This window comes from Microbulbifer variabilis (genome assembly GCF_052468405.1).
Window position 1 is genome coordinate 1,848,455 of sequence record NZ_CP174343.1, and the last position, 20,012, is coordinate 1,868,466.

Consider the following 20,012-nt stretch of genomic DNA (forward strand, 5'->3'; position numbering starts at 1 on the left):
AAGATAAAAGGAATATACCGTGACAAATCAATTACAGATCGTCATTATCGGGCATGTACTGGTTAATTTGGGACATTCTTGATGGATTTGACCGACACCAGAAGTGTAAACCTTCACTATACCAGGGCCTTATTCGAGGCTCTGACCAGCTTGGGTCTCACCATACCAGAGGGAGCGAGCAACTTACTGTCCCAAATAAACCAGGAAGAACGTATTCCAATTTACCTGCAGGACCTGTTGTGGGAGTCGGTAATCGAGAGTTATCACGACCCTTTATTGGGGGTAAGGCTTGGGCTTGCCATGCAAGCGAGCCAAATCGGCATAGTGGGTTACCTCCTGATGACCCAAAAAAATTTGGGAGAGGCGATAGAGCAATTGATTACCTACCATCCGCTGCTGGGCGAAGGTGGTCACTTTGAAATGCGTCGCGATGCATTTGCTGTAAACCTGTGTTACCACCCCAGCTTTTTAAGCTTTGCAAAAATCCGTGTAGAAACAGTGCTCACTGCTTGTATTGCTCAAACACGAATCTTGACTGGCGGAAAGTTTCAACCCCTCAAACTACTTCTCTCGTACCCTGCGCCTAGCCTTGCCCTACAGCAATGTTATCAGGAACTTTTACAACTACCACTTGAGTTCAATGCCAAGGTATCAGCGATTCAATTCACAGCTAAAGACTTAGCTCTACCGTTAATCGCGGCGGATAAAGAAGTCGTGGCTTGCTTAAAACCCAAAGCAGATGTTCTCTTACAGACGTTTGCCGCAAAGACCCTACACCGAAAGGTAACACTTTTACTTCAGCAGGCCCCAGGTTTAACACGTGAGAAAGTCGCCAAGCATCTTTGCCTAAGCCCTAGACATTTGGGTCGTAAGCTGCAGGAAGAACAGATCAGCTTTCGTGCTCTTCAGGATGAAGTGCGTAGTCACTATGCGAAACAATGGCTTAAAGAAGGGGAAAAAACAATTGTCGAAATTGCCTCGACCCTAGGATACTCCGATGAAAGTGCCTTCGGTAAAGCATTCCGGCGCTGGGAGAGCATTTCTCCTGGCTCTTATAGACAGAGTCTTAAACACAAGACAATTTGATTCTTCAATAGTAGAAGCCGATCTGTTCACTAATACTGGCCTTCTTGTAGCCAATTTCTTCCTCATACTCCCTCAAAAGTAAGGGCGCGCTCCATATTCGGGCGGCTATATCCCGATCATTCCGTTTAACCAGAGCAGGCGCTACAAACATCTCCATTGAAAGCGCTAAATCTAACCTCCCAAGAATAGTTAATAAACACAAGCGGCACTTTATCCGACAAAGACCCGGCCACTACACAGAGGCTATGATCAAAATTCGAACACTAGATTTTTTTTGTAAGGAGTTCGATATCAATGAAAGGCGGAATTTTTTCTAGGGCGCAATTTAGCAACTTAGGTGATTACAACTCAACTGATCCTTTTATTAAACGATTTCATGCCATCAATAAAGATATTCGGACCAGAACTTATGGCAATTTTCCACCCTTGAGGGGAAATTACGAAGATTGGAAGAGCTTTATTGAGGACGCTGTGGCCGAGGATGCCAAAGCAAGTTTTGAATTGATTGAAGCCAACCAGATACTTGCGGCCTGGGAAACTGCACTGGGTATTGGAAAAGTTTCATCATTTCCAATCAGTATCAGTGCGAGTATTACTGACATCTGTAACGCCCGGTGCAACTTTTGTGCATACCTGCCTGAACGGGTATCAAATCAGAAACTGTCATTTGATCAATTTCAAAAAGCCAACTGGCTTAAATTTTGTCGTGCTTTCAGGCCCAATGGCGGAGGACTTGGTGAACCTTTTGCCCACCCAAAAATTCTGGAGATACTGGAACAGCTTAGGGAAACTGCACCATATTTGTCTCTAGGGTCTGTCACTAATGGCTCAATTATGCGTCCAGAGGTGGCAGATATTGTCGCGCAGTATTTTTCATACCTCTATGTATCGGTAAATGCCGCGCGCAAGGAAACTTATGAATGGACCATGGCCCCATTAAAGTGGGAGCGGTTCGTAGACAATATGGATCGACTTAATGACTTAAAGCAACGACACGGCAGAGAGCGCCCATGGCTAAGGGCTGGATATGTTGTTCATAGCGGCAACCTTGATGAACTTCCGGAATTACCAGCTTTGCTACGCAGGTTTGGCTTCAAGGATTTGAACGTTAATCCAATGGTTCCGCCACCCCAGTATGGCCGCAACCAATTGCTGACTGAGGAAGCCAGTATTTTCAAGATTCCTCATAGGGCAGATTATGTTTTCCGGCAGCTTGAACAAGAGTGCGCTATCCACGGCATTGCACTTTCAAAAGCTCTTCCTAGTTTGAAGAAACTGCTTGGTGCGGCAGAAGGCGATAGAGTATGTCCACAGCAGAATAACCCCTCAATCGTAGCTACTGATAGAGAGTATCACATCACACCCAGCAGTCATAAAGTACCAGGCATGCTGAGCAATACCCCAAAGTCGCTAGTAATAACCAACAGGTTATCCAGGAAACCGATTGACAAGAAAGTTAATACTGCCAATGCCGCATTGAGAGCGAGTAAACCCAAAATCAGGCCAGTCATGGTCTCCATGCCTCAGGCGACAGGCTTAAACCTAGCAAAGGTAGTGGTAAGTAACAGTGACCTGGAGGCTATGGCGGAGACTGGTGATGGTGTGTCCTACAGCTACGAGTGGTCTGTTTTTGAGAACCAGAACCTAATTCCTATCTGCTGGGCCCCATGGAGAGCTCTCAAGATAGATATCTTTGAACGTACTCAAGTCTGCTGTAACTTTTTCCGGAAATTACCAAAATTTAAATGGACCAACGCCAAGGACTTCCATAGCGAAAAAAACATGTGGAATCACCCTTATATGCAGCATCTGCGAGAAACAATGGGTACACCTGAGGAGGTACCTTTTTGCACATTATGCAAGTCAACTGATAAAAGGCATTTAAAGAACGACAAAGAAAAACGTTCAATAATGCTGAAAAGCCAAAAAAAGTATTATGAGATTGTAGCCAAAGTATCTGGTGTAGAGCTATGTGGCAAACTTGACTCTGTAAAGTCTCCACTACCTGATTGGAGCATCAAAAGTTCATTGCCCGATCAAAGGCCAATTTCACCATACACAAAGGGGATTGATTATTACAGGTACTCAGTCTTTCAACATGGATTCCATAACATTGGTAAAGTGTTGATGCTTGCAAGAGTCCCTGCAGTCTGGGCCCCCTTTCTCGCAGAAGTCAATGAATCAGTACATATCCTAAGCCCGCGACGAGGCCAGTGTGTTATCGCTGAGGATGTGTTAAAAGCATTTCAATTTAGTAATTACAAATTCACTCGTCTCGAGCAGCAACTTCTCGTAGCTGCCCCAAGTAAGTCAGATTTGTATGATGCGGTCTGGCTTGATGGGCTTATTTTTGAAGCCTTCAGCCGTGACGAGGTACTCTTGTGGGTACGTAAGATGCTAAAAAATGGCGGGAGACTTAGAGTAATTGGCGCTCCAGGCATTGGCAAAGTTGCAGAATCAATTCTTTCTAATCCTGAAAGCTCATCAGGAAAATTAGAAACGTTACGAGCTGGCATCCAGTTTTCTGGTAAGGGCAGCTATTTCACTCAGGATGGTGTTCTAGGTGCACTCAAAAAGTATAATCTTGCTCTAGATCGCCTGATGCCGCCCTCTGGTAGCCGTATTGTGCTTGCAGATGGTGTAAAAGGCACCGAAAAGCTGAGTGAAACAGAGTTGATCAAAAAACTGGAGCTATTTGTCAGCGGCGGTGAATTAAGCCCCAAAAGGTACTTGGCAGGTATGGACCGAACAGTATCTTTTGCAGCACTAGCGGTCTAACTGCAGAAAAACTGAACTGACAAAGGCCGCCTAAATAGCTGTAAAGAGGCGGCCTTTTTCAACCGCTAGAGATTGGCAATACTGACATGCACCTGGATTAATGATGCGAATTTTTTAATGGCATATTATAGGGTGACAAATTAGGTGAAATTACTTAATTTTTTCCTTTTCTTTTAGAGAAAATTTCAGATTTAGAATTTCTACTGCTAGTGTTATTCATAAACCTGAGAACCATAAAGATCACCAATTTGAACCATGGATACGTCAGGGTCGAAAATAGACGAAGTTAATTCGTCAGGTCTTACCTGCACATGAAAAACAAAGGGCCTTATAGGTAATTAAGGGAACAACGCATTAAACACCGGCGCCAACATTGTACATAGAATATGGATATTGAGAGGCAATTCATGAGACGAGGAAATATACGTTTACTGATGGTAGCTGCTGGGGCCTGCTCACTCTTGGTCAGTAGTCTCGGGGCTGCGAATGTGGATGAGAGTGACGGTGATACGAGTAACGAAGTCACTTATTTCCAGACTAAGCTGGTAAAAGCCGAAAAAGTTTGCAAATTTGAGAATGATCTACCAATCCCAGCCACTATTGATGTTCGTGACGCTATACCGCCTTTCAATAGAGTCAACCTTACCGTTGAAAAGACTCAGGCTGATTTGGGGCTAAAATATTGTGATGGCTCCAATCAGGTGTTCCCCAAGGCAACAGTCTACGGTTTCAGATTGGAGGGAGAAAGTGAGGTACATTCCCCTGGCCCAACATTTCTAGCGAAAGAAGGTTACCCTATTTCTGTTGCCTTCGATAATAAATTGCAAGGACCCCACTTATTCCCTGTTGACACTTCCATACATGTTCCATATGTAGTCCGGAAAGATCCTGATGCGCGCCCCATTGTAATTCATCTACATGGTGGGCATACAGAACCTCGCAGTGATGGTCATCCTGAAGCTTGGTACACAAAGAATTTTGCATTTACAGGGAAAACATTTGATCTTGATAACTTCCGCTACAATTATTCGAATACTCAGGAAGCCACAACATTATGGTATCACGATCACACAGTTGGGCTCACCCGACTCAATAATTATGCGGGTACTGCTGGCTTCTATCTAATTACAGATGACCATGAACAGGAGTTGATTGCCGAAGGAAGGCTTCCAGACGATAAACATACTATCCCAATTATGGTGCAGGACAAACTGTTTAGCACTGACGGACAACTCTACTACCCAGGGGTACATGGTGAACCCTTATCACCGTTTCCCAATGTTGACATACGGCCGGAATGGCCCAACCCAACGATTCTCGATGAATTCTTTGGCAATATTATCTTGGTAAATGGGAAGGTATGGCCGAAGCACCAGGTAAGCCCTACGGTATACCGACTTCGCTTGCTTAACGCATCAGATACGCGAACCTATGTGTTTAAGTTTGAAACTGAATCTAATGATGCGGTGGAATTTTATGTAATTGGGTCTGATGGAGGGTTATTAGAGCATCCTACCAAGGTCGATCAACTGGTGATGTCTCCAGCTGAGCGGTATGATATTTTGGTGGATTTTTCGCCTTATAAAGGCAGTCGTGTTTTCTTGCGCAATGAGGGGGCTGATAGCATGTTTAAGGGATATTTTAATCCCGAATTGCCAGCTCCAAACGGCCAGACCGAACTGCTGGTCTTTAAGAAAGATGAAAGCTGGTTCTTGCTTAGGAAAGACGATGAAATAGCTCCGCCTACAGAGGTTGCCAGGGATATCTTGCGCTTCGATGTAGGGAATGATCTTGATCAGAGAGACCGTTATTTTGAAGAAGACTGTAAGCCTAACTGCATAGGGAATTTAAACCTATCCGCTGATACTCAACTAGGCAACCCGCCAATCCTGCCTCAAGTAGTCGACCGGCGCCGGAGACTATCTCTATTTCGAGTTTCGGACAACGAGGGGGACACATTAGATCACGGCCGCAGCTTGCTTATGCTAGGTACTTTTGAATTTGGCAGCCTCTCTTTTCAGGATCCGCTAACAGAGATCGTCCAGGTAGGTGCAACAGAAATCTGGGAGTTCCACAATACTACTCGCGCAGCACATCCGATTCATGTACATCTCGTAGAGTTCGATATACTGAACCGGCAGCAAGCTCTTTACGAGCTGATTGATAGGCCGCAAGTGGACCCCTCTGATCCTTTCGGACAATTGATTACTGGCGCGATTATCAACCCATTAACATTCAAGCTTACGGGGGACGAGGTGCTGCCCCAACCCAATGAGTCCGGCCGTAAAGACACTGTCATCACTCTTCCTGGCTATGTTACTCGGATCAAAGCAAATTTTGACTGTACGGGAATCGATTGTACTAACGGAGAGTATGTGTGGCATTGTCATTTGCTGTCCCATGAGGACTACGACATGATGCGCCCTATGAAAATGTATGGCAGAACTTTAGGAGATAAAAAAAGACCTATTCCTTATCCGCTGAGCTCGAGAGAGCAGGATTCAAACTTCAGCTTTCTTGAAACTCTCTTAGGTAAAAATGACGAGCCGACCCGGCCTTTCTACACCAAGAGTTTCAAGCAAAGCTTGAAAACCAGCGATGCAGGCAGCCACCTCACCTGTGAACTCACCAAGAGAAAGATGTAAGAATAGATCAATGGATGGCGGTCACGTGGCGTTCCGACTGACTGATAAATGAGACTGACAAGCATGATTTCTTAAGTATATGTTATTAAGCAATATACAAACACTTTTTACATAGTGAGCGTCGCAATTGTGACGCTCTTTTTTAGAAATCCCGCATTTTGGAGCGACACTCAACCCCACAATCAAGCAAGTCTTCTGTAAGAACAAATAACATGCTTAACCCACATTGCATAAATTTTCTGAAAGTTGATCAGCTACTGAGAAGAATACTTTCAAGTCTTCCTTGCTAATACCTTTAGTTAATTGCTGTGAGAATTCAGCTTCTATTTCTTCTATGGTTTCGAAGAATTTGTAACCTTTCTTGGTAAGTTTTAGCAACTTACTGCGACCATCATTAGGGTTGGGTACTCGCTTTACCATATCCAGACTACAAAGTTCATCTACAAGTCGGGTGACCTGTCCTTTGTCGCGTTTCAGCGTAGCACTCAGTTCAGCCAGGGTGGACTCTTCCTTAGTCCAAATTTGCCGCATGGCCCTCAGTTGTTGGGGAGCAAGCTTCATGCTCAGACGGCCAAGTTCCGGGGCTATCTGCAAGCTTAAGTCATAGCTCAAACGAAATGCAGCTTCATGAACCGTTCTGTTTTTTGCCATTGGCACAACTCCATATTCAATGGTGAGTACAGCAGGTGCGAAGCACCCGGCTCCATTATTCCTTAACTCCGTTAGTTGACAAGCAGCAATTGCTTCAATATAGATGACATATATCAACTAGATTGATTTAGAGAAGATATTGCAAAGTAAAACACCAGCAAATTTGCAGGAAGTATTAGCGGCCGTATAATCAGAATCTGCCCCTCCTTCAAAGAGATGGTTAGTTAGACAGCACTAATATGCCCCGGAAGAGTATGCCTAAAACCAGTAGTTCAACATAAGTGAAACCCGGCTCGCACTGTTCACTGCCACTATAGGGCTATTACTAATCTCATCACCATACCAAGCATGTTGAACTTTCCCCAATAGCATCAATCTGGGAGTAAAGCCATAGCCGGCTTGCAAGCCTAGTTTAGAGACAATGCCGGCATCCGCTTTATATGCAGCCCTATTTAATGTGGCTTCATCGGTATTCACGCCATAGTAATAATCCAAGGTCTTCTCACTCTGCCAACTGGCATTTAATTCAGGCTTGATAATCCAATTTCCATACTTATAAGGCAGGCTGTAGCCAGCAGATAGACTGTATCCGTCGTGGATACCGCTAATATCCTGAGACAATCCCACCTTCCAAAGACCCACTGATCCGCGGTACTCCATAGACAAACGCGCAAGGATAGCGATATCCAACTCCTCCATATCAGCGAGTTCATCACTATCACCGCGGTCTTTATCGCCTACAAAGTCGCCCCCAACTCCGAATTTCACATTAATTCCATGATTGCGATACAAATTAGCTCCTAGCTCAAAGCCCTGGAAATAAAAACGTTTATAATGGGCGGAAAGCAAAGGAAATATGCGATTTTGGTTCTCGCCCCCTACGTAGATAGACTCTGAACTAAAGGCACCAATCCCCAGCGAATAGCCGGCTTCAGCCTGCCTTGGGGACTGTTCAACTTCTTCTTTGGCCCAAACGGACTGTGACAGAATCGCGCTACAAAGTACGAAGCAGGTCCGAAAGGCCGGCGAAGTTGAAAAATGTCTGCACTTATCTCGCGTAATTGTCATGAGTTGATACCTTAATTATTATTAGTTGCAAATCCTTGTGAGCATTGTATCCATCGCAAGTGAACATTTCGCAACCAGCGTCACTTCCAAGGCAAGTTCATCGTTAAGAATTGTTTACCTGAATACGAGTCCAATACCTATTTTTGCTGATTATTGATATGGGCAGGTCCAGATGCACTTAGCATATTAAATTATGTATAGGTTGATCTTTAGCGGCCTTCACAAAAGTTGGCAACCCAAACAGGCAAAATTTAAATTTTTTTCAGCAAATCTTAAGGCTGGCTGGCATATTTACTTAACCTTCGCACAATCAGAGAACTGCTACTTAAACTGAAGTCCACTGCTTCATAAATGCGCGATGGAGAGGAGGTATAGATGATATGCATTTGGCGGAGAACCAAAATAAAGATTTTGCCAGCGGGTTCTCAGAGGATATCAGGTATCTTGCGATTTCTGTTTTCTTAACAACAGAAGCGCCCACCTTACGACGCGTATAAGAATATTGATCAACATTTCCATAGACTATAGACATTGCGGCAGCAATAGCATCTGCCATACCCAGGTTCATCCCTTTCCCGCCTACTGGAGAATGGCAGTGGGCAGCATCGCCAGCCAATAGAACACGGTTTTTACGATAGGTTTCCGCCTGCCTGATAGAAATTTGAAAGGTTCCGGTGCGCCGGACACTGCCAATATTCAGCGGTAATCGCATATTTCCCAGAGCGTCCTCAGTTGATGAGGCAATACGGGCACGATACTTCTCAATTGGCAGGATTAATGTAAATTGGCAATCTCTACCATAGAGATCAAGAGTAATCTCCTCGGAATCAAAATCTCCAACAATATCTACATCCGCAATAGACCACTTTCCTGGTAGATCTATTCCAGGGTATCCGATCTGTAGCTGCTCCCGGACGGTAGACTGGATACCATCTGCCGCAATAACCCAGTCAAACTCACCGCTGGTATTATCTGAAAAATGCACTTCTGCTTTGTCTGCACTGGTAGAGATTTTCGTTACAGAAAGATCATATTCCACCTGTACACCTTTATCCATCAAGGCATCCCTTAAAATACCCTCCGTTCGATTCTGAGGCAGCCCCAGCGGAACCCGGTCTCTATATTCGTTTCCACTATTATCCAGATAAACCAGAGTCTTCTCATCGCGCAGGACATGCATCTTTCGCAATGGCATGGCTTCTGCCAGAAACGCATCTGCAACTCCCAGGGATTTCAAAGCATCAATCGTTACCGGCATTATGCCAACGGCACGAGACAACTCTGAGGGCTCACTTTTACGCTCTACAACACGACAAATGATTCCCTTGGAGGCCAAAGCTGTCGCAGCTGTTAACCCGGTGGGACCCGCACCTATAATTAATACGTCCATATTCACGATTTTCAACCGGAAAAGTCTAGAGAAAAGGTAAATGGAAAGGATCGACAGGTATCAAGTTCGACCCGCTCTAAGAGGTTCTAGTTGAAAGCTTAGACGAATGTCCATGGGGAGTTACAGCCATAATAAGATCCATGGTTATCTATAAAATCTTGACCAGTTGCTACGATCAACCGGCAATTTCCTGATTCAAAGTAAGGCTAACTGTGCGAAACAAGAGTTTCGCACAGTTAGCCTTACTTTTTATCTTCGGATTCATTAGAAGCTTCACTGTAGCCCAGTGCAACCCCCTGCTTATCCAAAGCTGCTCCCTGCCGATCCAATACGCCGATATCCAATACTGGTGAAGCATCGATATGTTGCGCATCCATCATTTGAGCAACTCGCTGCAGCGATGCGATGATCATGCTTTGCTCCCAATCCTTCAGGTCACCAAACTGGCGAGCAAACTGGTCTTGGAGTGGGATGGGGGCATCGCGCAAAGTTTCGGCAGCCTCTTCTGTAAGGTAGGCATGCACTTTGCGCTTATCTGCTTGAGAGCGCTGCCGGTATACAAACCCCCTCTTCTCCAAGCGATCCAATATATTAGTCACTGTGGCCTGACTGAGGCTGACTTCATTCGCAAGCTCGCCAATTGTCACCTCACCCTTATTTCGAATGGCTTGTAGCAGTAAAACTTGTGGAGCGGTCAGACCTGTGGTTTTAGCCAAGTGCTTAGAGTGTAAATCTGTTGCTCTTATCACGCGCCGCAAGGCCACTAACACTTGTTCAATACTGTTCAAAGCTACCTCTCAATCTCAGAGTTAGGGTAATCCGGCAGATTATATAGGTCCGCACCATATTCACTAAGAACTTCTGATATTGCAGCGAAATGGCATCTTCTCAACATGGAGAAAACTATAAGACCGCTCCTTTCGTGTTCATTTTTTATACAAAACTGATTTCACTTGGAACTTTTCATCGCTAATCGATGGGATAAATTGAAGTCAATTTCGCACAGCAATAGGCCAAAAATCCCAAGAAACTGCACTTTCTTAGGGTAAATATTGTGACCAGCTTCGCTAAAGCAGCCCTAGACTTTAAATTTAATTTGTGTACGATGTTTAGCACTCAAAACAATTTAATCTAGATTTTGAAGAAAAAACACCGATATAGAGTGATATATAAACAAGTTGAGTAATTTTCAAGCAAATAAATATTTAGAAGTGAAATTATAATTTACTGGTAGGGAAGGTTTTTTGTCTACTCCAGAAAGTATTTTGTTAAGAATGCCATCCCTTGAGGATGGAATGGATGTTCATCGGCTGATTGAGAGCTGCCCACCATTAGATACCAACTCCAGCTATTGCAACCTTCTTCAGTGTGATCACTTTGCCAATACCTCGGTGATCGCAGAGATAGATGGAGAAGTGATGGGCTTTATTTCGGGATATATCATTCCCGACCGAACAGACACTCTTTTTGTTTGGCAGGTTGCGGTATCCCAAGTAGCGAGGGGGTTGGGGCTCGCCTCCCGTATGCTGAGAGATATTGTCGATCGCCCCCAATGCGAGTCGATTAAATTTATCGAGACAACAATCACGGAGCACAACCTACCCTCCTGGGCTCTTTTTCAGAGTGCAGCAGAGAATCTCTCTACCAATCTCCATTCCTCACCCTGGATGGACTCTATGGCTCACTTTGATGGGCAGCATGATTCCGAAATCCTCGTCCGCATCGGACCCATTACTCGAATAACTAAACTTCACAAAGAGAAGAGAATGAAAATTTTTGATGAGATTGAATCAGAAGTGCAAAGCTATGCCCGCTCCTTTCCGCGAGTTTTCAATCGCGCAAAAGGCGAGCTGATGTGGGATGAGGAGGGAAATCAGTACTTAGACTTTCTGGCTGGTGCTGGCACTCTCAATTATGGACACAACAACCCTCTGTTTAAACAGGTTCTACAGGATTACATTCAGGATGATGGCATCACCCACGGCCTCGATATGCACACCAAGGCCAAGGGTGAATTTCTACAGGCACTGAATGAAAAAATTCTTAAGCCGCGGAATATGGAATACGTGGTGCAGTTTACCGGCCCGACAGGGACGAATGCGGTAGAGGCGGCAATGAAAATTGCCCGCAATGTTACCGGGCAGCAGAATATCGTCACCTTTACCAACGGTTTCCATGGCGTAAGCCTTGGCTCGCTGGCCGCCACCGGCAACTCGCATCACAGGGATGCGGCTGGTGTCAGCCTCAATGGCACGCATCGCATGCCCTTTGACGACTATCTAGGCAAAAATATCGATACCACCGAATACCTCGACAAGGTCCTCTCAGATTCTAGCAGCGGTATTAATTCTCCCGCAGCAGTGATTGTTGAGACAGTTCAAGGGGAAGGCGGTATCAATGTGGCCAGCATCGAGTGGCTAAGAAACCTTCAATCCGTCTGCAAAAAACACGGCTTACTTTTTATTGTCGATGATATCCAGGCGGGCTGCGGCCGCACGGGCAATTTTTTCAGCTTTGAAGAGGCCGGTATCGAACCCGATATCATTACGCTATCCAAATCCCTCAGCGGCTATGGGTTGCCATTTGCGCTGGTGCTAATGAAACCAGAACTGGATCAGTGGAAGCCCGGTGAGCACAACGGCACTTTCCGTGGCAACAACCTGGCTTTTGTAACTGCGAAAGCCGCTATCGATCATTACTGGTCTGACGAAAACTTCTCACGGGAAATCAAACGTAAGGGCAAGTACATTTCCGAGCGCTTGAATGTGATTGTCAGCCGATATGGTGAGGGCAACTTCACCACCAAAGGCCGGGGTATGTTTCAGGGTATCGACTGCATCAGCGGCGAACTTGCAGGAAAGATCACCAAACTCGCATTTAAGCAGGGACTAATTATTGAAACCAGCGGAGCCGATGACCAGATCGTTAAGCTCCTTTGCCCACTGATTATCACCGATCAAAACCTTAAAAAAGGGATCGACATTATTGAATCCGCTATTCGGGAAGTCTGCGCCGGAGAGCAGGATATGCCTGAGGAAAGAGTCTTTTTTGAAGCCTGCTAGACTTTAAGGGCCTCAGAAAAGGTTCACGTAAAAAGATCCAACTGCGCAGGCTGCAAATTAAGAATATTGCTGACCAGCCAGACTCGAACACACACGAAACAGCGAAGTACCAATGATTGTCAGAAATTTACAGGAAGCTAAAAAATCCGGCCGCCGGGTTGTTTCACCGGATAACAACTGGGAGAGCACCCGACTCCTGCTTAAAGATGATGAAATGGGTTTTTCTTTCCATATCACCACTATTTATGCCGATGCTGATTTCCAAATGCACTATCAAAACCATTTGGAAGCGGTTTACTGCATTTCCGGCAGAGGTGAGGTAGAAACTCTTGAGGATGGCAAGAAGCACCCTATCGAACCTGGAACTATCTATATTCTAGATAAGCATGACCGGCACATTTTAAGAGCCTTTGAAGAAATGACTATGGCCTGTGTATTTAACCCGCCTTTGAATGGCAAGGAAGTACACAATGCTGAGGGAGCCTACGAACTTGAGGCTGATAAGATTGATGAATAATTAGTCAGTCATAGGGCAGTATCCATGAAGTACCTTCCAGATAGCTCAAGTGTTACCAGGGAAGATTGCTACCCCTCCCGAAAACCGGGCCTTCTGGGTGGTGCCATGGTGCGCAAAGATCCAATTGTGTATGGGGGCTGCCAGCCCCTCTCACCACTGACACCATCTCAACTCAAGCGCTATGCAGAGCGGGGCTTTGTTGTACTGGAGAATATATTTTCCCAGGCAGAGATTCACCTTTTTACGCAAGAGTTGACTGAGATTAAACAACGCAGTCACACTGAAAAATCGGAAGAAATTATCACCGAACCTGAAAGTAACGAAGTGCGCTCAGTCTTTCGTATCCACAAAAGCAGCCGAATTTTTAACCGGCTTTCCAGGGATCAGCGGCTATCAAGTATTGCGAAATGCATTTTGGGTGATGATGTTTATATCCATCAGTCTCGCGCGAACTACAAACCTGGTTTTCGCGGGAAAGATTTTTATTGGCACTCCGATTTTGAAACATGGCATGTCGAGGACGGCATGCCCCGTATGCGCGCACTCAGCATCTCCATTACCTTAACAGAGAACCATCATTTTAACGGTCCGTTAATGCTGATTCCCAAGTCCCACCGCCATTACATTGCTTGCGATGGTGAAACACCAAAAAGGAACTACCTCAGCTCACTTAAAAAGCAAGAACTTGGTATTCCCTCAGATAGCCAATTGAGGGCTCTGATATCCAGTGGTGGGATATCAGCTATTACAGGCAAGCCCGGCAGTGTCGTTGTGTTTGACTGCAATTTAATGCATGGGTCCAGCAACAATATCAGCCCCGACCCGAGATCTAATTTGTTTTTTGTTTTTAATGCCTTGAGCAACAAGGTGGAGGCTCCGTTTTGCGACTTACCTCCCAGGCCGGAATACATCTGTGCGAGGAAATCAATTTCTATTATCTGAAGCGAATCTCAATTCAAAGCACTCACCCAGTATTTAAGAGAAAGAAGGACCAGTAAGAGACGATGCATACGATAGAAAAGATTGGCGGCACCTCTATGACGGACTACGAAGCGGTCCGGGATAATATTATCAAAGGTGACTCCAAGGGGATCTACAATCGTGTTTTTGTAGTCTCTGCCTATGGCGGTATTACTGACCTGCTTCTAGAGCACAAGAAAAGTGGTCAACCAGGTATCTATGCCCTCTTCTCCAGCAGTATTGAGGACGATAGCTGGCTGGTTAAGTTTGATGAGCTTCGAGCAGCACTGCGGCAAATCAACGAGCGCCTTTTCGGGCATGGCGATCTTCTCGCGGAAGCCAACCTGTTTTTGGATGAAAGGCTGGAGAGCGCTAAAAAATGCCTGAGAGACCTGCAAAGCCTCTGTCAGCACGGCCACTTCTCCCTCGACGCCCACTTGGGCACGGTAAGGGAGATGTTAGCCAGCCTCGGTGAGGCCCACAGCGCATGGAACACTTCGAAACTGTTGCAGCGGGATGGTGTAAATGCCTGCTTTGTCGACCTGACTGGCTGGCGGACCAACAAGCACATTCCCCTGGATGAGCGTATCCGGGATGCCTTTGCCACTATCGACTTAAGTAAGCAGCTACCCATTGTTACCGGCTATGCCCATAGCGATAAGGGCCTGCTGATCTCATTTGATCGGGGCTACAGCGAGATGACTTTCAGTCGTCTCGCCGTCCTCACCGGGGCAAAGGAGGCGGTGATTCACAAAGAGTTCCACCTGAGCAGTGCAGACCCTCGCCTGGTGGGAGAGGGAAATGCAGTACCCATTGGCCGCACCAACTATGATGTGGCCGACCAACTGGCAAACCTGGGTATGGAAGCGATTCACCCAAAAGCTGCCAAGGGGTTGCGCCAGCAAAATATTCCTCTCAGGGTAAAAAACACCTTCGAACCCGAGCACGCAGGCACCCTGATTACTGGTGACTATATCAGTGACTCTCCACGGGTTGAGATCATTGCCGGCTGTAAAGGGGTTTATGCCCTGGAATTATTTGACCAGGATATGGCGGGTAGCATCCACGACTATGACCGCGAAGTGCTACTGGTGATCAAACGCTTCAAGGCCCATATTATTTCCAAAGACACTAATGCCAATACCCTTACCCACTTCCTCTCCACCAATCTGAAAACAATTAAGCGGATTCAGGCTGCATTGGAAGAGCATTTTCCAGAAGCCGAACTGAACCAGCGCAAAGTCGCCATAGTTTCAGCCATCGGTAGCGATATGCAAATCCCCGGCGTGCTGGCCAAAGCGGTGCAGTCGATGTCCAAAAGCAACATCCGCGTGCTCGCCATGCACCAGTCCCTGCGTCATGTGGATATGCAGTTCATCGTTAGTGAGCCAGACTATGATGCAGCCGTTCGGACTCTACACGAGGCACTGGTAGAGATTTACAATCACGGGACGGCGATATGCCTCGCATCCTGAGCCTTTGTGCCCTGCTCTTTTTATTAACTTCCGCCACCTCTATTTCCCAGGAAGCGGAAGAAAAGAAAAAAGACAGTGCGCAAAGCGAGGTCGACACCCTTGAGAGGCCCTTGTACACACCCTTCGTCGAGCGCTATATGCTAGACGAAATTAAGCAGCTGCGAATCGATCAGGCTAATGCCAAGCAAGAATTGATTCAGCAAATTGTCGATCGTGAACACAACTCTGTCGATCGAGCCGTAGCCTACGCAACCGATACGGTTACCTACTTTTTCTACTTGATAGCCGCCGCCACTTCAATTTTGGTTTTAGTTGGCTGGCGGTCACTCCAGGACATTAAAGAGCGGGTACACTCCCTGGCCGATGAGGAGATCTCAAAGCTGGTCCAGGAATACGAAAAGCGCTTGGAAGTTATAGAGAAGCAGCTTCAACAGAAAACACAGCATATTGAAGAAAACCGCGAGGAAATCGAGCTAACCCAGGAAGTGCAGTCACTGTGGCTGCGCGCCCAACAGGAATCCTCAGTGGCCAATAAGATTGCCATTTACGATGAGATTCTGCGCCTCCGCCACGAGGACGTAGAAGCCCTTACCTATAAAGCTGATGCGGTGCTGGAGCTTAACGAGCCCCAGTGGGCCGCCAATCTTTGTCACCAGGCCCTGGGTATTGATCCGGATAACAGTCATGCCTTCTACCAACTGGCATGCGCCCATACTGCCATGGGCCAATTTGATGAAGCGCTGCGTTATCTGGCTGAAGCCATCAAAAGGCGGGAAAGCTACCGCGATGAGATCCTGGTTGATAGCGCCTTACAGCCTTTAGCGGAAAGTGAAGTTTTTGAGGAACTCGACCAGGTTATTGCCAATACTCCCTCGCCGCAAAGTGGTGGCAAGGGAAGCTAGAAATATTCGGATAACCTCTGAAGACCAACCCATAAAATAATACGGGATAAAAATAATAGGATTGCCGATGATCTATTCATTTCTTGGTTTTTTACTTTTGTTCACTCTGGTCGGCCTCTCTTCTGCGATGTTCAGCCGTCAAACCAAAGCCGACTATTACCTTGCCAGCAGTGGCGTCTCCCCTTGGCTGGTGGGGTTGTCTGCTGTGGCAACGAACAATAGCGGTTATATGTTTATCGGGGTTATCGGCTATACCTACACCACCGGGTTGGCCTCCATATGGTTGATGGTGGGGTGGATTGCCGGTGATTTTCTGGCCTCCCTCTATGTACACAAGCGATTAAGGACCGCTACCAGTTCAAGTGGTGAGGTCAGCTACGCAGGTGTTCTCAGTAACTGGCACGGACAGAAGTACTCAGCCCTGCAGCGCCTGATCGGCATCATTTCCCTGCTGTTTTTATTAACTTATGCCTCTGCCCAAATGGTTGCCGGCAGCAAAGCCCTGCACGTACTGCTGGATTGGCCCCTCTGGTCCGGTGCTGTAGTTGGAGCTGTGCTTGTTTGCCTCTACTGTTTAGCTGGCGGCATCCGCGCATCCATTTGGACTGATGCGGCCCAATCCATCGTTATGATGGGGGCTATGGCAGCACTTCTAGCCGTCGCCCTTGCCAATTTGGGTGGTATCACCAGTGCGGCGATACAAATGCAGGCTATTGAAGGTTTTACCCATTGGTTTCCCGAGGGGCTCGCCTTTGCGGGCTGGGGCGGGGTGATACTCTTTGTGATCAGTTGGGGGTTTGCCGGATTGTCTGTGATTGGACAGCCCCACGTTATGGTTCGATTTATGACCCTGAGGGATTCCAGCAAGATGAACCGGGCAAGGGCTTGGTACTATCTGTGGTTTATCCTTTTCTATTGTATGGCCACCGGGGTCGGTCTGCTATCCAGAGTGTTTATTGCTGACACAGGGAGCTTTGATGCAGAGCTTGCTCTTCCCACCATGGCTATGGATTTGTTGCCCCCTGTTTTTGTTGGGCTGATCCTTGCTGGTATCTTTGCCGCAACCATGTCCACCGCAGACTCCCTGCTTCTCAGCTGCTCCGCAGCCATTACCCACGATATTCTTCCGCACAAGATTGAAAAAACCTGGTTCCTCAAGCTTGTCACAGTTGCCATAACCGGCGGCGCATTGCTACTGGCGCTCGCCAATAGCCAAAGTGTGTTCAGCCTAGTTATTTTCGCATGGTCGGGACTTGCCAGCGCATTTGGCCCCCTACTCCTGGTATTGTGCTTTGGGGGCAAGCCATCCCAGGCAACCTCTATCGCAGCAGTAATTATCGGCTTTACAGCAGCGATTACCTGGCGGCTACTGGGGTATCACGGCGTGATCTATGAGGGATTGCCGGGTATTGCAGCTGGGTTAGCAGTGCTATATCTGGCCAGCCTGAACCGCCAAACCTCCACTTTACGCGAGGCAAACAGTTAAATTCACTCAAAGTAATTCTGGGGAGGTAGAGCCTCCCCACCTGCCAGACCTTCACCAGCTAGAGCCTCCTCCCCCAAAAGCGACAAATTCTATCTCCTGCCGCCCAAAGCCCCTCCTTACGGGCACCTGACTTGATCCCGAGATCGTCAGATTGAGCAAAATTCATACAGTACTTTTTATAGAGTTCAAATGAGATTTTTGGCCCAACCCAGCCCACTTTTAACCTTTGAAAATGCGGATTAACTCTGTAGTCGCTGAAAAATAAATCCTCCTACGAATCCGCCAGCTTTGTTGCATTGAGTGCTAACAATTAGAGTTCAAATTAAAAATATGTTACATTTTGTGTCATATCGCTCGATAAACGACTATCGAGCCTGGGCTGGAATCTGACGATTAGGGACAAATGTCTTCGTCAGACCGGCCCTTTTTTATGATGACTGGACCTTCACGATCGGCCCATTGCGCCCTTCAAGTCCATCGCCAATGAACAACCGACTGACCCTCTGTTAAAGCAGTATGGAGAGACAGATGTCACTGGACAAACAACGGAATTTTGTAGACGGCCGCTATCTGTCGAATGAGAGCGGCGAGTGCTTTGATGTATATAACCCGGCTACCAACGAGGTCAGCTATCAGGTTGAGGTTGCCGACGAAAAGGTACTCGCAGAAACCATCGAGAGCGCCAAGCGTGGTTTTGCCCAGTGGTCAGCGATGATGCCGGTCGAACGCGGTCGCATCCTGCTGAAAGCAGTAGCACTGTTGCGCGAGCGCAACGACGAACTGGCAGCTATCGAAGTGGCTGATACCGGCAAGCCCTGGCAGGAAGCCAGTGTTGTCGATGTGGTGACTGGGGCCGACTCTATCGAATTCTTTGCCGGCCTGGCCGCAGGCATTGAGGGCAATCAACAGCAAGTCGGTGAGGACTTTTACTACACCCGCCGCGAGCCCCTGGGCATCTGCGCTGGAATCGGTGCCTGGAACTACCCCTTACAAATCGCCTGCTGGAAAGCCGCCCCGGCCCTGGCCTGCGGTAACGCCATGATCTTCAAACCTTCCGAAGAGACCCCCAAAGGCGCTTTGAAGCTGGCTGAAATCTTTATTGAAGCGGGCATGCCCCCGGGTGTTTTCAACGTAATCCAGGGCGATGGCGCCGTGGGTGCCTGGCTCACTAACCACCCGGATGTCGCCAAGGTTTCCTTTACCGGCGAAGTGGGTACCGGCAAGAAAGTAATGGCCGCAGCGGCTTCCAACCTGAAAGAAGTCACCATGGAGCTGGGAGGCAAGTCCCCGCTAGTGATTTTTGATGATGCCGACATGGAGCAAGCCGTTTCTGCTGCCATGCTGGGCAACTTCTACACCCAGGGCGAAATCTGCACCAACGGCACCCGGGTATTTGTACACCGCAGCATCCACGATCAGTTCCTCGCTCGCCTGAAAGAGCGTGTTGAGCAAAACATTATTGCCGGTGATCCGATGAATCCGGACACCAACTTCGGCGCGCTGATTTCTGCCAAGCACCAGCAACTGGTGATGGACTACATCAGCAAGGGTAAAGAGGAAGGTGCGACCCTGTTCTGCGGCGGCCACACCCTCTCCCCGGAGAATTCACCTAACGGTTACTTCGTTGCTCCCACCGTATTCACCGACTGTCATGACGATATGACCATCTGCCGCGAAGAGATCTTCGGCCCGGTAATGTCGGTACTGGTTTTTGATGATGAAGACGAAGTGATCCGCCGCGCTAACGATACCCGTTTGGGCCTCGCCGCCGGCGTATTTACCCGTGATATCACCCGCGCCCACCGTGTGATCCACCAGATGCAAGCGGGTATCTGCTGGATCAATGCCTACGGTGCTTCGCCGGCAGAAATGCCGGTGGGCGGATACAAATTGTCCGGAATCGGACGCGAAAATGGACTTGCGACCCTGAATCATTACACCCAGCTAAAAGCGGTGTATGTGGGCCTGGCACCACTGGAAAGTCCATTTTAA

The 20,012-nt window shown here is 47.3% G+C and carries 14 protein-coding genes and 1 pseudogene; 11 read left to right on the forward strand and 4 right to left on the reverse strand.

What is annotated here, in order from left to right:
* Window positions 1–81: 81 nt before the first annotated feature.
* From ACJJJB_RS08480 to ACJJJB_RS08490, 3 genes are all read left to right on the forward strand, one after another.
* Window positions 82–1,086, forward strand: a complete 1,005-nt coding sequence (locus ACJJJB_RS08480; protein ID WP_444946761.1) for an AraC family transcriptional regulator — start codon at window positions 82–84, stop codon at window positions 1,084–1,086.
* Between the two features lie 294 nt (window positions 1,087–1,380).
* Window positions 1,381–3,864 (forward strand): radical SAM protein, encoded by a 2,484-nt coding sequence (locus tag ACJJJB_RS08485; protein WP_445366060.1) that lies wholly within the window; start codon window positions 1,381–1,383, stop codon window positions 3,862–3,864.
* A gap of 407 nt (window positions 3,865–4,271) precedes the next feature.
* A complete protein-coding gene (locus ACJJJB_RS08490; protein ID WP_445366061.1) occupies window positions 4,272–6,509 on the forward strand; it encodes a multicopper oxidase family protein in 2,238 nt (745 codons plus the stop codon).
* Window positions 6,510–6,725: 216 nt separating this feature from the next.
* On the opposite strand, the gene ACJJJB_RS08495 is transcribed toward ACJJJB_RS08490, so the two are convergent.
* From ACJJJB_RS08495 to ACJJJB_RS08510, 4 genes are all read right to left on the reverse strand, one after another.
* Window positions 6,726–7,160, reverse strand: coding sequence for a MarR family winged helix-turn-helix transcriptional regulator (locus ACJJJB_RS08495; protein WP_282953471.1), 435 nt, complete (start codon window positions 7,158–7,160; stop codon window positions 6,726–6,728).
* A gap of 258 nt (window positions 7,161–7,418) precedes the next feature.
* Window positions 7,419–8,228, reverse strand: a complete 810-nt coding sequence (locus ACJJJB_RS08500) for a MipA/OmpV family protein (RefSeq protein ID WP_282953470.1) — start codon at window positions 8,226–8,228, stop codon at window positions 7,419–7,421.
* Between the two features lie 325 nt (window positions 8,229–8,553).
* Window positions 8,554–9,618, reverse strand: coding sequence for an FAD-dependent oxidoreductase (locus tag ACJJJB_RS08505; RefSeq protein WP_282953469.1), 1,065 nt, complete (start codon window positions 9,616–9,618; stop codon window positions 8,554–8,556).
* A 242-nt stretch (window positions 9,619–9,860) separates the two neighbouring features.
* Window positions 9,861–10,406: a MarR family winged helix-turn-helix transcriptional regulator gene (locus ACJJJB_RS08510; RefSeq protein WP_444901558.1), complete on the reverse strand. Its 546-nt coding sequence runs from the start codon at window positions 10,404–10,406 to the stop codon at window positions 9,861–9,863.
* Window positions 10,407–10,892: 486 nt separating this feature from the next.
* Here ACJJJB_RS08510 and ectA point away from each other — a divergent pair.
* The 8 genes and pseudogenes from ectA to betB form a co-directional block, all read left to right on the forward strand.
* Window positions 10,893–11,342: pseudogene (gene ectA / locus ACJJJB_RS08515) on the forward strand (diaminobutyrate acetyltransferase); the annotation flags it as partial.
* Window positions 11,343–11,384: 42 nt separating this feature from the next.
* The gene (gene ectB / locus ACJJJB_RS08520; RefSeq protein WP_282953584.1) at window positions 11,385–12,680 is read left to right on the forward strand and encodes a diaminobutyrate--2-oxoglutarate transaminase; all 1,296 of its coding nucleotides are present in this window, start codon (window positions 11,385–11,387) and stop codon (window positions 12,678–12,680) included.
* 112 nt (window positions 12,681–12,792) lie between these two features.
* Window positions 12,793–13,197, forward strand: coding sequence for an ectoine synthase (locus tag ACJJJB_RS08525; RefSeq protein WP_282953468.1), 405 nt, complete (start codon window positions 12,793–12,795; stop codon window positions 13,195–13,197).
* Between the two features lie 24 nt (window positions 13,198–13,221).
* Complete coding sequence (gene thpD / locus ACJJJB_RS08530) at window positions 13,222–14,139, forward strand: ectoine hydroxylase (protein ID WP_282953467.1); 918 nt, start codon at window positions 13,222–13,224, stop codon at window positions 14,137–14,139.
* A 62-nt stretch (window positions 14,140–14,201) separates the two neighbouring features.
* Window positions 14,202–15,632 carry an aspartate kinase gene (locus ACJJJB_RS08535; RefSeq protein ID WP_282953466.1) on the forward strand — a complete coding sequence of 477 codons (1,431 nt, stop codon included), beginning with the start codon at window positions 14,202–14,204 and terminating at the stop codon, window positions 15,630–15,632.
* Window positions 15,617–16,534 carry a TPR end-of-group domain-containing protein gene (locus ACJJJB_RS08540; RefSeq protein ID WP_445366062.1) on the forward strand — a complete coding sequence of 306 codons (918 nt, stop codon included), beginning with the start codon at window positions 15,617–15,619 and terminating at the stop codon, window positions 16,532–16,534. Before ACJJJB_RS08535 ends, ACJJJB_RS08540 begins: the two co-directional genes overlap by 16 nt.
* Window positions 16,535–16,601: 67 nt before the next feature.
* Window positions 16,602–18,020, forward strand: a complete 1,419-nt coding sequence (locus tag ACJJJB_RS08545; RefSeq protein ID WP_282953464.1) for a sodium/proline symporter — start codon at window positions 16,602–16,604, stop codon at window positions 18,018–18,020.
* 528 nt (window positions 18,021–18,548) lie between these two features.
* Window positions 18,549–20,012 carry a betaine-aldehyde dehydrogenase gene (gene betB / locus ACJJJB_RS08550; RefSeq protein ID WP_282953463.1) on the forward strand — a complete coding sequence of 488 codons (1,464 nt, stop codon included), beginning with the start codon at window positions 18,549–18,551 and terminating at the stop codon, window positions 20,010–20,012.

What these genes read in the sequence shown, in the direction of transcription:
- ACJJJB_RS08505 (WP_282953469.1), bottom strand. Translation starts at nt 9,618, where the DNA reads ATGGACGTATTAATTATAGGTGCGGGTCCCACCGGGTTAACAGCTGCG.
- thpD (WP_282953467.1), top strand. Translation starts at nt 13,222, where the DNA reads ATGAAGTACCTTCCAGATAGCTCAAGTGTTACCAGGGAAGATTGCTAC.
- ACJJJB_RS08480 (WP_444946761.1), top strand. Translation starts at nt 82, where the DNA reads ATGGATTTGACCGACACCAGAAGTGTAAACCTTCACTATACCAGGGCC.
- ACJJJB_RS08500 (WP_282953470.1), bottom strand. Translation starts at nt 8,228, where the DNA reads ATGACAATTACGCGAGATAAGTGCAGACATTTTTCAACTTCGCCGGCC.
- ACJJJB_RS08540 (WP_445366062.1), top strand. Translation starts at nt 15,617, where the DNA reads ATGCCTCGCATCCTGAGCCTTTGTGCCCTGCTCTTTTTATTAACTTCC.
- ACJJJB_RS08525 (WP_282953468.1), top strand. Translation starts at nt 12,793, where the DNA reads ATGATTGTCAGAAATTTACAGGAAGCTAAAAAATCCGGCCGCCGGGTT.
- ectB (WP_282953584.1), top strand. Translation starts at nt 11,385, where the DNA reads ATGAAAATTTTTGATGAGATTGAATCAGAAGTGCAAAGCTATGCCCGC.
- ACJJJB_RS08535 (WP_282953466.1), top strand. Translation starts at nt 14,202, where the DNA reads ATGCATACGATAGAAAAGATTGGCGGCACCTCTATGACGGACTACGAA.
- ACJJJB_RS08495 (WP_282953471.1), bottom strand. Translation starts at nt 7,160, where the DNA reads ATGGCAAAAAACAGAACGGTTCATGAAGCTGCATTTCGTTTGAGCTAT.
- ACJJJB_RS08490 (WP_445366061.1), top strand. Translation starts at nt 4,272, where the DNA reads ATGAGACGAGGAAATATACGTTTACTGATGGTAGCTGCTGGGGCCTGC.
- ACJJJB_RS08545 (WP_282953464.1), top strand. Translation starts at nt 16,602, where the DNA reads ATGATCTATTCATTTCTTGGTTTTTTACTTTTGTTCACTCTGGTCGGC.
- ACJJJB_RS08485 (WP_445366060.1), top strand. Translation starts at nt 1,381, where the DNA reads ATGAAAGGCGGAATTTTTTCTAGGGCGCAATTTAGCAACTTAGGTGAT.
- betB (WP_282953463.1), top strand. Translation starts at nt 18,549, where the DNA reads ATGTCACTGGACAAACAACGGAATTTTGTAGACGGCCGCTATCTGTCG.